The sequence below is a fragment of the Saccharospirillum alexandrii genome, assembly GCF_004000275.1.
GTDB lineage: Bacteria > Pseudomonadota > Gammaproteobacteria > Pseudomonadales > Natronospirillaceae > Saccharospirillum > Saccharospirillum alexandrii.
The window spans coordinates 1054820-1068809 of the sequence record NZ_RCIP01000001.1; the positions used below are offsets into that span (position 1 = coordinate 1054820).

General features: G+C 58.2%; 10 protein-coding genes. 3 read left to right on the plus strand and 7 right to left on the minus strand.

Translation table 11 applies throughout. From position 1 onward, the window contains the following. Together nirD and EP166_RS04880 are read left to right on the plus strand one after the other, a co-directional pair. Complete coding sequence (gene nirD, locus EP166_RS04875; RefSeq protein ID WP_127555657.1) at window positions 1–393, plus strand: nitrite reductase small subunit NirD; 393 nt, start codon at window positions 1–3, stop codon at window positions 391–393. Then, window positions 390–3047 carry a nitrate reductase gene (locus tag EP166_RS04880; RefSeq protein WP_127555658.1) on the plus strand — a complete coding sequence of 886 codons (2658 nt, stop codon included), beginning with the start codon at window positions 390–392 and terminating at the stop codon, window positions 3045–3047. The genes nirD and EP166_RS04880 overlap by 4 nt, the downstream gene beginning before the upstream one ends. A 2-nt stretch (window positions 3048–3049) precedes the next feature. Here the strand turns inward: EP166_RS04880 and EP166_RS04885 are convergent, their stop codons facing one another. From EP166_RS04885 to doeB2, 5 genes are all read right to left on the minus strand, one after another. Further along, on the minus strand, window positions 3050–4183 hold the full coding sequence (locus EP166_RS04885; RefSeq protein WP_127555659.1) for a hypothetical protein: 1134 nt from the start codon (window positions 4181–4183) through the stop codon (window positions 3050–3052). 202 nt (window positions 4184–4385) lie between these two features. Then, complete coding sequence (locus EP166_RS04890) at window positions 4386–5759, minus strand: NAD-dependent succinate-semialdehyde dehydrogenase (RefSeq protein WP_127555660.1); 1374 nt, start codon at window positions 5757–5759, stop codon at window positions 4386–4388. Window positions 5760–5789: 30 nt separating this feature from the next. Then, the gene (gene doeA / locus EP166_RS04895; protein ID WP_127555661.1) at window positions 5790–7145 is read right to left on the minus strand and encodes an ectoine hydrolase; all 1356 of its coding nucleotides are present in this window, start codon (window positions 7143–7145) and stop codon (window positions 5790–5792) included. Beyond that, window positions 7142–8419: an aspartate aminotransferase family protein gene (locus EP166_RS04900; protein ID WP_127555662.1), complete on the minus strand. Its 1278-nt coding sequence runs from the start codon at window positions 8417–8419 to the stop codon at window positions 7142–7144. The genes doeA and EP166_RS04900 overlap by 4 nt, the downstream gene beginning before the upstream one ends. Before the next feature lie 155 nt (window positions 8420–8574). Beyond that, window positions 8575–9762: a N(2)-acetyl-L-2,4-diaminobutanoate deacetylase DoeB2 gene (gene doeB2, locus EP166_RS04905; protein WP_246026216.1), complete on the minus strand. Its 1188-nt coding sequence runs from the start codon at window positions 9760–9762 to the stop codon at window positions 8575–8577. Window positions 9763–10292: 530 nt separating this feature from the next. On the opposite strand from doeB2, the gene EP166_RS04910 reads away from it, so the two are divergent. Beyond that, complete coding sequence (locus EP166_RS04910) at window positions 10293–11093, plus strand: substrate-binding periplasmic protein (protein ID WP_127555663.1); 801 nt, start codon at window positions 10293–10295, stop codon at window positions 11091–11093. Here the strand turns inward: EP166_RS04910 and EP166_RS04915 are convergent. Further along, window positions 11077–11853, minus strand: coding sequence for a TSUP family transporter (locus tag EP166_RS04915; protein WP_127555664.1), 777 nt, complete (start codon window positions 11851–11853; stop codon window positions 11077–11079). The genes EP166_RS04910 and EP166_RS04915 overlap by 17 nt on opposite strands. A gap of 313 nt (window positions 11854–12166) precedes the next feature. Further along, complete coding sequence (locus EP166_RS04920) at window positions 12167–13894, minus strand: hypothetical protein (protein ID WP_127555665.1); 1728 nt, start codon at window positions 13892–13894, stop codon at window positions 12167–12169. Between the last annotated feature and the right edge of the window lie 96 nt (window positions 13895–13990).

Sequence of the window (13990 nt, forward strand, 5' to 3'; positions counted from 1 at the left end):
ATGACTGCCAATGCTAAATCGCTCACTCAAACACACCGGTCCGGAACCAGCCCCTGGGTTCAGGTCTGTTCCGTCGATGATCTGGTACCCGGGTCCGGCGTGGCTGCGCTGGTGCTCGGGCAGCAGATTGCCCTGTTCTTTTTACCGGGTGACGGACAGCTGACTCAGTCGCAACGAGTCTACGCCCTGGCCAATCAGGATCCGGCCAGCGGCGCCAACGTCATGGCCCGTGGTCTGCTCGGCGACATCAACGGCGAACGCGTTGTCGCGGCTCCGCTGTACAAGCACCACTTTTCGCTGGAAACCGGCCGTTGCCTAGAAGACGACAGCTGGCAAGTACCGGTGTGGCCGGCACGTATTGTCGATGGCCAGGTCGAGATCGAGTGGGTATGACCGATCGCCGTCTGCACACCACCTGCGCCTATTGCGGCGTTGGCTGCGGCGTGGAAATTCCGCGCAGCGGCGACCGTGATATTCAGGTGCGGGGCCTGGCCGATCACCCGGCCAACCAGGGGCGACTCTGTGTGAAGGGTACGCATTTGGGTGAGGTACTGCCGCTGCAACAACGCCTGTTGCGACCCAGGCTGGCGGGGGAGACCGTCAGCTGGGACACCGCACTCGACTTTATCAGCCAGAAAATCGACAGAGCCCGCACTGAAACGGGACCCGACAGCCTTGGTCTTTATCTCTCCGGGCAACTTCTAACTGAAGATTATTACGTCGCCAACAAACTCGCCAAAGGCTTTCTTGGCACTGCGAACCTGGATACCAATTCACGACTGTGCATGTCGTCGGCCGTTGCCGCCTATCAGCAATCGCTGGGGGAAGATGCCGTACCCGGTTGTTATGACGACCTGGAACAGGCCGATCTGGTGATACTGGTGGGCTCCAACCTGGCCTGGGCCCACCCGGTGTTGTTTCAGCGGTTGCAGGCAGCACGTAAAGCCCGGCCACACATGCGGCTTGTGGTTATTGACCCGCGCGCTACCGATACCAGTCGGGCGGCCGACTTGCACCTGCCACTCAAACCCGGCACTGATGGCCGGCTGTTCAACGGCGCACTGGCCTGGCTTGCGGAACACAACGCGCTGGACGCCGATTTTATTGATCACCATACCGAGCAATTTGAAGACACCCTGGTCGCCGCCCGTCACCATGCCGGCGCGAATTGGGCGGCCCTAGCTGACGATTGTGGACTGGCACTGGGTGACCTGCAGCAATTCTTTGACTGGTTAACCACGACACCCAAAACCGTCACCGCCTGGTCGATGGGCATTAACCAGAGCCGCTCCGGTGTAGCCAAAAGCCAGGCGATTATTAATGTGCACCTGGCCACAGGCCGCATTGGCAAAGTGGGCGCCTCGCCGTTTTCCATCACAGGCCAACCCAACGCCATGGGCGGCCGGGAAGTCGGTGGCCTGGCCAATCAACTGGCCAGCCACCGGGGTTTTACCGAAACGGATTGCGATGCTGTAGCCCGATTCTGGAATGCACACGACATCGCCCGTAAACCCGGTTTGAAAGCGGTTGATTTATTCGAAGCAGCTGCCAGAGGAGACATAAAGGTTCTGTGGATCATGGCCACAAATCCGCTGGCCAGCCTGCCCGACGCCAACCGGGTGCGCGAAGCCCTGGCCCGGGTCGAGACCGTCATTGTCTCGGATGTGGTCACTGACAACGACACTCTGGCCTACGCCGATGTCATCTTGCCGGCTCTCGCCTGGGGCGAGAAAGACGGTACCGTCACCAACTCCGAACGCTGCCTGTCGAGACAGCGTGGCTTTCTGTTACCACCGGGTGAGGCGAAACCCGACTGGTGGTCCCTGGCTGAGGTCGGAAAACGGCTTGGTTATAAAGCGGCCTTTAACTTCAGTGGCCCAGCTGACATCTTTGCCGAACACGCTGCTCTGAGCGTCTTTGAACCGGCACCCAACCGGCAATTTGGCTTACACCCGTTAACCAAGCTGACGCCGCGTGAATATGACAACCTGGCACCCAGCCAGTGGCCTTATGACGCCGAGGGCCAATCCCGTGCCAGGTTGTTTGGTGATGGCCGCTTTGCAACGCCGAATGGCCGTGCGCAGTTTATACCCGTCGCGCCCGCCGAGCCCGACACGGCAGATGGACAGTTGAGGCTGAACACTGGTCGTCTGCGCGATCAGTGGCACACCATGACCCGCACGGGTCTGGTCAGTCGCCTTGGCCAACACCGACCGGATTTTTGCCTCACCTTGCACCCGGCCGATGCAGCCGAACGTGGTCTGATCGAGGGCCAGCCGGTCACAATAACCAATGTGATTGGCCAGTTTGCCGCCGTTCTTGCTCTGGACAGCACCCAGCGCCGCGGAGATGCTTTTGCACCCATGCACTGGAACGATACCTTTGCCGCAGCGGGCGGTGTCGCCCGGGTGATTCCACCCATTGTCGATCCGCAATCGGGTCAGCCGGAAAGCAAACATGCTCTGGTGTCAGTGGAGCCGATGTCACTCAGGTGTTCGGGTGTCTACATTGGCGAGCACCTGCCCGACGCCCTCTCTCGAGGAGCCGTCTGGTTTAAACGCTCGCTGGGCGCGCTGTGGCTGTGGACCCTGTTCTATACCGATCGAACTCTACGTGAGGTATCTGAACACTGGCAAAACGGTGTGTCCGACACTGGCATTACCCTGACGGATTCAGAGCAGCACTGGTTTCAACAGGCCAGCCCCCCGGGCCAGACACCCGCTTACTGGCTCGGCCTGAGTGACCGGCAACGGCCGGTGCCGGATACCGACTGGCTGCAGCAACACTGGCAGAATGATGACGTGCCTCTGGAGGACTGGTTGGCAGGCAAACCGGGTGAAGCGGACCCGCGTGGCAATCTGATCTGCACCTGTTATTCCGTGTACGAACGGGACATAAAGACTTACCTGACCCGACATCCGGAGGCCGGATTGGCCGAGCTTCAACGCGCCTTAAAATGCAGCACGCAATGCGGCAGTTGCCTGGAGGAAGTCGGTGCCCTTGTGCAGACGTGCAAAGTAACACCCGTACAGGTCGGAACCGCCTGAAGCTATTGCAATCCCCGGAGGGCATTTTCAACGTTCACGCCAGCCACCAGCATGCCAATCAGGTCACCGTTGGTATCGCGGATCGGCAAGGCGATCTGGGACAAAAACTGACGGGTGGATTCATCGTAGGCAATGGCGTCGATCTGAACCGGCTCGCGCCGGGTAACTATGGCGTCGAATGGCCCCTCATCGCCCTGAAACCAGTCGGACGTGATGTTACTGGTGCCCAGGGTGATGCCGTGAATATCGGTGATGAACAGTTCACTGAACACCCCCTGAGACTGGCGACGAATCAGTGCCAAGCGGGTCGAGAGGTCACGGCTGAGCACCTCAGCGATCAGGTCGAAATCACCGGTTCGAACTTCGTCGACCCATTGCCGGTCAATCCGGCTGATTTCATCAGGGGGTAAATGCTGGTTGCGCGCATTGGCCAGCAGAACCGGCTCGCGCACCCAGTCCGACGCCAGCCAGCGCGACAGGGGCTCAACCAGATTGGCCAGCGACTGCTCATTCTCAGCGGTTAACCCAACCTGTTCAATACGGCATCCGGTAGCGGCGGTGTTGAAATCACCGATAAACCCGGGGTGTTCGCGGGAGAACGCCTTGGTAATGTACAAACCAAGCGGAATAAACCCAACAAAGCGCTGATTGATGGCAGACAGTTCCCCATTCAAACGAGCCACGGCCTCGTTAAAAACGGTTTCACTCACCAGTAAATGCCGCGCGCGGCCCGCCAAAAAGGCACGGATCAGGCTATCAGTCGACCCTACGCTGAAGAATTCGCTAAACCCCTGACTTTGCAGCCAGATGGCCTGATAGGTGCCGTTCATGACCAGAACGGTTTCATCCCTGAGGTCTTCCAGGGTGGCATCCGACACATCATCCAGGCTGTACCAGTACCAGGATTCCAGCAACAACGGATCGGACAATACCGCAAAATCATCGCTGCTCGCGTTTTGCACATAGAGAAACCAGCCATCAATATCACCCCGGTGAGCCAGACGCACCACTCTGGGCCAGGGTGCAATGGCCGTCTGAAAGTGGTAACCGGGCAACTGCTCAAAGACACAGTCCAGGGTATGCTTCGCATCGCCCCGTAACGATTGATCGGGAGATTCAAACAAATACGGTGGCATGATGTCTGTCCCCAAACGGAGAATCGTCTCGGCCCTGGTAGCAAACGAGACGCTGCCCAGACCCAAGCTGATCAGCAATGATACATACACCTTCAAACTGGCCGAACGCATCAGACCCACTCATCCCATGAAGCAATAAGCAGAGTGTAGTCCGGTTTTCCGAAAACACCGTGCCTCCGGGCGGAGGCACGGTTGTAGCGCGTTAACTGCCCTGTTTGGGGCCTATCCAGACTTGCTGGGCGTTAACAAATTCGCGAATGCCGTGGGGCCCCAATTCCCGGCCAATGCCGGATCGTTTGATGCCACCACTGGGCAAACACGGGTCGGTTTTGACAATCCCGTTCACCGCAACCTGGCCAACTTCAAGCCGGCGCGCAATGGCTTCGCCGCGATCAGCACGGGTCCACACCGCTGCAGCCAGACCGTAGTCACTGTTATTGGCAATGGCGATGGCCTGCTCTTCATTCTCGGCCTTCATAATCACGGCAACCGGACCAAAGGTTTCTTCACAGCTGGCTACCATCGACTCGGTTACATCAACCAGTAAGGTAACCGGATAAAAGTAACCGGGACCGGCGGGCATTTCACCGCCGAGCAAACAGCGCGCTCCAGCGTCGACCGATGCAGTCACCTGACGATGCAGGTTATCGCGCAAATCAGACCGGGCAATCGGGCCGATGTCGGTGCTTTCCTCGCGTGGATCGCCCATTTTCAACCGGGCCAGCCGTTCATGCACTTTTTCGACCAGGCTGTCATAGACCGATGCTTCAACAATGATGCGTTTGGCGGCAATGCAGCTCTGACCGGCATTGATGATGCGCGACAACGTAATGATGTCGGCCGCTTCATCGAGATTGGCGTCCGCCAATACAATGCAGGGGTCTGAGCCACCCAGTTCCAGTACCGAATGTTTGATTTCAGAAGCGGCAATGGACGCCACCGCACCGCCGCCTTTTTCAGAGCCGGTAAACGATACCGCTTGAATGCGCTTGTCGCGAATCACCGCTTCAACCGCTGGCGTTTCCAGCGGCAGGTTCTGAAAAATATCGGCCGGTGCACCCACCTGAACAAACAGATCGGCAATCGCCTGAGCACAGGCAGGCACGTGCGGATCGTGTTTCATGACGCAGGTATTGCCCGCCATCAGCGTCGGCGCGGCATATCGGAACGCCAGCCAAAACGGCGCGTTCCAGGGCAAGATGCCAAGAATAACGCCCAGCGGCAAATGCTGCACGTAACTCAGCGTTGCATCGGAACCCAGAGTCTGCGGCTGCAAATAGGCCTCGGCGTTTTCCGCATAGTGCTCAGCGCACCAGGCCGATTTGATGACTTCAGCACGGGCTTCCTTGATCGGCTTGCCCATTTCTTCAGTCATCAGAATGGCCAGACGGTCGACATCCTCACGCATCAGCCTGGCGACTTTCAGCAATACCTCGGCGCGCTCGTTGAAGGAGCGGGTCCGCCAGCTCTTGAAAGCCGTTTCGGCACGCGACAGGATATCCTCAACCTGTGCGGAGGTGGCCGCAGGCACTTCATGCAGAAGCTTGCCTGTGGACGGATCGGTGGCGGTCAACATGTCTCGTTCTCCTCGGTTTATCGCTATGGCTTAAGAGCCAGCCACTTCACTGCTGGCTTTTTCGCTGTTCTTGCTGCTGACGTTTTTGGACGAATCGCGAGACGTTCCCTTTCGCTTGGCCGTATTCTCATCTGCCTTGAGTTGCGATTCTGCGCTGAGTGGCTTGCCCGACACATCGGTTAACCGGGCTGGCGTATTCGCATTGAGCTCACGCGCTGCAAATTCCGGTTTGACGACGAAGTCTTCATCCAGATCGAAAAAGGACTGGCAGCCTCGATCGGTCACATAAATGGTGTCTGATATCCCAACGGTCTTGTTGCCATCGACACCCCACATCCAGGGAATGATGTGAAACGTCATGCCCTCGCGCAGCACCTGAGAGTCACCTTGCTTGAGACTGATGATGTAACCCTCGTCCCAGCTTGGCGGAAAGGCGATGCCGATCGAATACCCGGAACGAGTGACCAGCCGCGCCCCGACGTCGTTGTCGGTGATGATGTTGCGCACCAGATTATCAACGTCCGACACCGTCAGCCCGGGTCGAATCAGTTTCTTCACTTCACGCAGCGCATGCTTCATACGCTCTTGGGCGTGGTGCATCGACGCCGACAAATCCCCCAGCACAATGGTGCGCATCATGGCGGTGTGATAGCGCCGGTAACAGCCGCCCACTTCCAGAAATACGTGTTCACCCGGTTGCACTGTGCGCCCTTCCCAGGTGGCATGGCCGATCATCGACCGGGGACCGGAGGTCACGTACGGCATCACCGCCGGCGGCTCACCACCGGCACGAAACATGGCGGCCGAAATGGCCGCACCGATGTCGTTCTCGGTGGCTCCGGCCACCGTGGCTTCGAAACCGGCTTTCATACCGGCCTCGGTGGCCCGGGCGGCCTTGCGCATCACATCCAGCTCGGCCGGTGACTTGCAGATGCGCCCTTCCTCGACAATGCCAAAACAATCGTTCAGGGAACCGTCCAGAAAGGTGGTGTGAATGCTGTCCTGATGATAGGCCGGGAAAAAATAGCTGTTACGTTCGTAGCCAATGCTCTTCCCGTTCAGGCCAAACTCGCGCAACGCCTCGACCAACATCTGAATGGCATCACCCGTGTCCGGGTAGGGCCGGGTACGCTCCACCCAGGTTCGGGCGTGAACATTCGACTCTTCCAGCGCCCGGGTGATCATGAACGGCTCGTCCTCCAGCGGCACAACAAGTGCCTGAAAGAAAGAGTACCCGGTGGTCTGATAATCGGTCAGATACATCAGGTTTTCCGGGTCGGTGATCACCACTGCATCCAGCAACCGGCTGGCCATACGCTCGCGCAGTCCGTCCAGTCGACGCACGTACTCATCGAATGGAAACGTCATGTCCTCGCGTTGCTTCATGCCGCCTCCAGTGCCTCTGAGATGGCTTTCGACAAGGTTGCCAGGCCTTCGTGCAAGTCGGCGTTGGGAATCGTCAGTGGTGGAATCAGTTTGAGCACCCGCCCGCCGATACCGCAGGCACCAATCAGCAAGCCTGCTTCAAAACACCGCCGTGCCACGTCTTTCGCCAGGGCTCCGTCGCCCAGATCAATGGCTTGCATCATGCCTTTACCACGCACCTGAAAGGCCTTGCTGCTGTGCTCGGCGCAGATGCCATCGAGATGTTCTTTCATTTCCTTGCCTTTGGTGACCACTTCGGTCATCAGGCTATCGTCTTTGAAGTAGCTCAGCGCCTGAACGCCGGCAACAAATGAAAAGCCCTGGCCGCGGAAGGTACCGGTGTGTTCACCCGGGCCCCAGTGCTTGTCGTGCTCCGGACGCACCAGGTTCATCGCCAGCGGTGTACCAAAGCCGCCAATACCTTTGGCCAGCGTTACGATGTCCGGGTCGAGGCCCATGTCGTCGAAGCTGAAGTACTTGCCGGTACGACCACACCCGGCTTGAATGTCGTCGATGATGAACAGGGCGCCCAGGTCGTGCGCCAACTTTTGCACCGCCTGCAACCATTCTTTGGAGGCAACGTGCACACCGCCTTCAGCCTGAATGGCTTCAACCAAAAAGGCAGCAGGCGGCTCCAGGCCACTGCTCGGGTCGGCGTACAAGGCACGCAGGCGATCGACTGAATCAACACCACAGCCGAGCGTACAGCCTTTGCACTGAGTTTCGCAGCCAAAAGGCTGACGCAGCACATGGTTCAGTGGCACGCCAGCGGCGTTGCGGAAATAGCTGTTTGCGGTGGCGGCCAGTGCCCCCAGCGTCATGCCATGGAAGCCATGGCTGTAGGCCACAATGGTTTGCCGGCCGGTAACCTTACGCGCTAGTTTCATTGCCGCTTCAACCGCGTTGGTGCCAGTCGGGCCCATGAACTGCATTTTGTAATTCATCTTGCGCGGTTCAAGAATGGTCTGTGCAAATTCCTGAATGAAATCGCGTTTGACCGTGGTGTACATATCGAGGCTGTGTGCCACACCATCGTTCTGAATAAACTCGATCAGCGCCTTTTTCATGCGCTCATTGTTGTGACCGAAGTTCAGTACACCGGCACCGGCAAAAAAATCCACATAGGATTTGCCCGCTTCATCGACCTGGCGTGCATTCGACGCCGACTTGAACACTGTCGGATACAACCGGCAGTAGCCACGGATATCAGATTCCCACTTTTCAAATACGTCCATTTCAACCCCTCCAGTTGTGTGTTGATAAAATCATTTTTATAACCCGGTCTGTTCGGTTCTAATTCACGGCACCGTGACATCGGGTGTGTTGGGTGGCACCGTTTCCATGAAACGGTGCCAGGCCAGACCCATCAGTGTCTGGCCAGATAATCCGGTTATTCCGGAATCGGGACGCCGGCAAGGCGGGCATAAATGCGTGCCACCGGGTCAATAAGCGCATCGTTAAAATCGTAATGCGGACTGTGACAGGGCACTTCATGCGCCGTTTCACCGTCTCCGGAACCGACCAGCGCAAAGGCACCCGGGCACGCCTGCAAGTAATAACTGAAGTCTTCGGAGGCCATAATCGGCAACCGGGTGGTGTCGCTCAATGCGCCCTCACCCAGCTGTGCTACCAGTGCTGCCCGGTATTCCGCTGCTTCAGCCGCATGGTTAACCGTAGCCGAATATCGCGGAAATACCTCTACCTGACAGGTAACGCCATAAGCCTGCGCCGTGGCGGTGGCAATCTCCTCAATCATCCGGGTCAGCGGTTCGCGCATGGCAGGATCAGCCAGCCGAAAGCTGCCCTCAAGCACGGCCTGATCGGGAATCACCGTAACGCCACTGCGTGCATCAAAGGAGGTAACGCTCAACACAGTCGCATTCTGTGCCGGTAACCGACGGCTCACAGCTTGCTGCAGGGCCACAACAATGGCGGACCCGGCCAGAACCGGATCCCGACACAATTCAGGCTGACTGGCGTGGCCACCCTGGCCTTTGACCACCAGCTTGAAGGTGCCGTTCCCGGCCATGACAGCGCCATCCGGACACACCGCCTGGCCAAAGGGAATCGCCGGCCAGTTGTGCCAGCCAAAGACGGCATCAACGCCGTTCAGGGCACCGTCCTCGATCATTCGTTTGGCGCCGTGCCCGCCCTCTTCGGCCGGCTGAAACAACAGCGTCACCGGGCCGGGCAAAACGTCTTCCTGAGACTTCAGCCATTGGGTGGCGGCAAACAGCGTGGCTGCATGCCCATCATGCCCGCAAGCGTGCATGCAGCCCTGGTTGTGGGATGCCCAGGCTACGCCGCTGTTCTCTTCGATGGGCAAGGCATCAATATCGGCGCGCAGCGCTATGTGTCGGCCCGGGGCCCGGGGGGCCAGAGTCGCCACCGTGCCGGTATCGGCACAGACCCGCCAGTCGATCCCCAGCGCCGTGAGCTTCTGACGCAGCGTTGCCGCCGTGCGTTGCTCAGACCAACTCAACTCGGGCTGGCGATGCAAATCACGACGCAACGCGATGGCATCTTCAATGGCCAGTGCCCAGTTTGAATCGTTTGACGATGGAGTACGTGCTGACACCTTCGAGTTACCTCTGTCTGTTGGTTTGTCTCTATCAATCTAGTCGTTATTGCTGAACATCCTAGATCTGCCGGTAAAATGTTTTGATCCCCACAGACCTGTCATCGAGCCTCTAACCCACCCTAGTTTCATAAGCGGAAGCCTTGCAAGGTTTTTTTCCGGCCTGTGGGTAACCCGGTTAACTCCAGTGGATTTACCGGTGTTAGACCGGCCGTATTCAAGCAGACTGTGGAGCAGTATTTTTTCTTTTTATATCAAGTAATTACGACGTATTTCCCGGGTTCTCAACTGACGCGAAAACGGGGTCATACCGCCGTGAAAGCAGCGCTTGAATTCTCACTTGTTGACGCACAATTTTCACGGCATTTCCGGTTTTACGTTTCTTGAGGGGAATAACCATTAGGCCCCTAATAGTAAGGGGCATAAAGCGTTTAACCCAGAGCATGCGCACCTGTCAGCGCCCAATCAAATCAGCCTTTCAAGGCGGAGTTGGCTATACTGTTTCAACAAGATGAACACTGGAATGACTAATGCGGTCCCGATTCAAAATCATCCTGCTGGCAGCGTCGCTGCTTATCGGCCCGGCACAGGCTCAGGTTGTGATCAGTACAGGGGGCTGGCCACCGTTCCTGACACCGGAGCAAAAGCATTTCGGCTTTATTGCTCATCTGATCAGCGATGTATTTGCCGAATCCGGCATTGAGGTTGAGTATCGACTGGTGCCCTGGCGCCGGGCCTATTTAGGCACCGTATCCGGCGAATACGATGCAACGGCGGTGTGGATGGATGCACCCGACCGCCACAACGACATGCTTTACAGCGACCCGATACTGGATGAACGCTTTGTTTTTTTTCACCGGGCCGACCAGGCGTTCGAGTGGCAAGAGTTTTCTGATTTGTCGGGCCTCAAACTGGCGGGCGTGTTGGGTTACAGCTACGGCACAGCCTTCGATGCCGCGGTGGAAGCCGGGGTTCTGGACATAGAGTGGGTTGCCAGCGAGGCATCCACGGTGAATATGCTGCTGGCTGGGCGCATTGACGCCTACCCGCAAGAAATCAACGTCGGCTACTTCAATATTTCGAGAACCGTGCGCCCCGACGAAGCAGCGCGCATTACCCACCACCCCAAGGCGTTGCTGATTAATAAAAGCTATTTGCTGCTGCCGCGCTCCGCACCAGACAGTACCGTCCTGCTTGGTGAGTTCAACGCCCAGTTGCAAGCGTTCAAAGACACCGGGCGTTATCAATCCTACTTCGATGCGTTTGAAGCCGGTGCTTATGAACTCGATACTGCCGAGTCCAGGACAGAGCCCGTTAGCCCGCCAGACTGATCCAGCCCATCGATTGCGCCACCTGACTGACCGACATCAGCACACACATAGTGATTACGATTGGACGAATCAGGCGCGCACCACCGCTGAGCATGGTATGACTGCCAACAAAGGCCCCCAGTACCTGCCCCAGCATCATCGCAAACCCAATGATCCATACCACCTGTCCGCCCGCTGAAAACACCGCCAGCGACACAACATTCGACATGAAATTCAGGGGCTTGGCCGAGATCGTCGCGGCCAGCAATGTCTGCCCCCGAAATGCCACCCCGGTAGCCGCGTAAAACGAGCCGGCCCCCGGCCCGAAAAAGCCATCGTAAAAACCAATTGCCGGCGCCCAGGTCACTGTCCATTGCCGTTCAGACTGATGTGCCTTGGTCTCGATGCTGCCCAGATTCGGAGTAAACCAGAAATACGCGGCGACGCTGATCAACAACACCGGCACCAGCCATTCAAGCCAGCCGGTATCCACGCCTTGCACCAGCCAACTGCCCAGAGCAGCGCCCAAACCCGCAGCAACCAGGCGCCAGAGCAAGGCTTGCCCGCGCAAATGGCCTTTCAACAGTAACGTCACCGACGCAGTCAGTGTTCCCACGACGCCCTGGGCCTTGTTCGTCGCCAGCGCACTTACCGGTGGCACGCCCAGCAACAACATGGCCGGCAACGAAATCAGGCCACCGCCCCCGGCCAGGGTATCGACCCAGCCAGCCAGCATGGCGACCGCAAACAAGATAAAGAGAATGGTGAAAGACCACTCCATGGATTCAATCTCCTTGGGGGGGAAATCTATAAAAAGACGATGGGTCGGCACTTTACAGTGGCATGGTCCGCGACGGCCACCGGTGGTGACTTTCGGGTGGTGCGACACTCGCTCGGCGTAAATCCTTCCCTGGAGCCTGGACCGCACGATATGAATCCCCTCCATGGGATTCACCCTTCGGGTTCGCTTCGCTCATGCTTGAACGCTCCTGGCGTTTTAGTCCCTGCTGCGGACTTCCCCGCAGAGGCCACCGGCACTCGACGCTCGCATTGTGCAAACGCCGTCGGCGTCGTTAACACTCGAGTAGACAGTGCTACTCTTGAAGCACCGGCATCAGGCCAACGCTGCTCAGGTTTTGCCAGGCCCGTCGGGCGTCATTATCGCGGGCAAAGCCGGTGGCGATCAAATGGTAACGCTGATCTGAGGCCTGCCATTGCACCACCAGAGTCGGTGGCTCATCGTTGATGGACTGGTAGGCCTGAAACCAGAGCACTTCCGCAGACACCAGCCGCTGCAACATATCGCCGGCATCGGCTTGCTGGTATAGCTCTAGGCTGTAACCTTGTAACGCCTTGCCCAGGTGATACACATAGATATCACCGACGGGCAGCCGAGGCCTCTGTTGCAAGCTTGCCTGCTGACCATTGCGCTCCAGCCAGGCTTGCCATTCATCAATTTGTCGGGTGGAGGCAAACTGGTCCAGATAGACCCAGGCCTGGTTGCGCGCTGCATCCCAAATCAGCCTGTGACGACCGGGCAAGCGGCGGTTGGTGTCGGTCAGCAGTGCGTCCCGCATGGGTGGTTCCGACATCCAGTCGGTCAGCGTCGCTGCGCTGACGGGCCCCAGCACCAGAGTTCCTGCCACGTAGTCCGATTCGTCGGTTAAGGTTGTCGCGGCACTGGCCATTGTCACGCTGGTTGCCGAGGCCTGATTCATGGCCTGACGATCCCGTTCTGCAGTGTCACCGGCGTCTGGTTGCACCGAATTCATCCGGCGTATTTCTTCAGCTGTGTACTGCGGCGCTCTTGCCTGGGCGCTCGCATCGACCGTGCGGTTTTCAATGCGTCCGTCACTGCCCACGACCTGGCGAATGCGTCCCTCAATACCACTGAGCCGCAACCGGCGTCGCCAGATTTCACTGTCGGCCAACTGTTCATATTCGCCCAGAAACAGGCCGACAGGGCCATCGGGGTCGGCCTGAGCCAGGAAGACCGGTTGCGGATCCCGATCGTAAGCGACCGTGGTAAAAAACTGACGCAAGCCCCGATATTCCATGGCACGAACCGCTCGTTCCATATTGGGGAACTGACCCAGTTGCAGGGTGTAGGGCCCGGCCGGGAAGCACTTGCACAGTTCAGAGCGCTCTATAATGGGGGGTAAAGACTGGGACAAATAGGTTGGAATCGGTTGCACCCGTCGCTCTGGTTGAGCGGTCGGTGCACCCTCGCCAGTAACCTCTGGCTGAGCCTGGGCGGCCTCTGCGCGAGCCCGGGCATCCCGTTCTGCTGCCGAGATGCGCTCGCCAAACACATAGCGCAGACCATAACGCCAGCGCCATTGGGCGGGCATATCACCACGGTAATAACTCTGATAACCCGCATTGACAAACACCCGCAAACCCTCTACCACAGGCGCGCTGATGTCTGCATCGAGGTGATAACCGAGTGTTCCGGCATTCAACACCGCCTCTCCGGCGTTGCCGACCACATCGCCACCGGCCAGAATAATCCCTGCGACGCCCTGAAAGCGGGCGCCAATATGGCCCTGCTGCCAGATAAGACCCATTTCATACTGGCTGAAATCGTGGCTCAGGGTACCGTTGTCCGTCGGGTATTCCAGCTCGCTGTGATAGCGATAACCCAGATCCAGCCCCCAGCGGGTGCTTTGCATGAACTGGGCATGGCTGGCCACACCCCAGCCGACTGCATTTTCGCCACTGGCCAGGCCAAGATCCAGACTGAACTCCATTGCCGGTGCCGACAATGGCAGCAAAACAGCCCAGCCCAGCAGCAGCGGTCGCAGTGCGCTGGCGAGGCTCATGGGCGGGGTCTCATAGGGGTTGTGGCAGGGGCTTGTTTCATATCTGGAGGATCCGGCAAATGACACTGTCAGTGTTATCGCCCGCTGCCCCCAAAA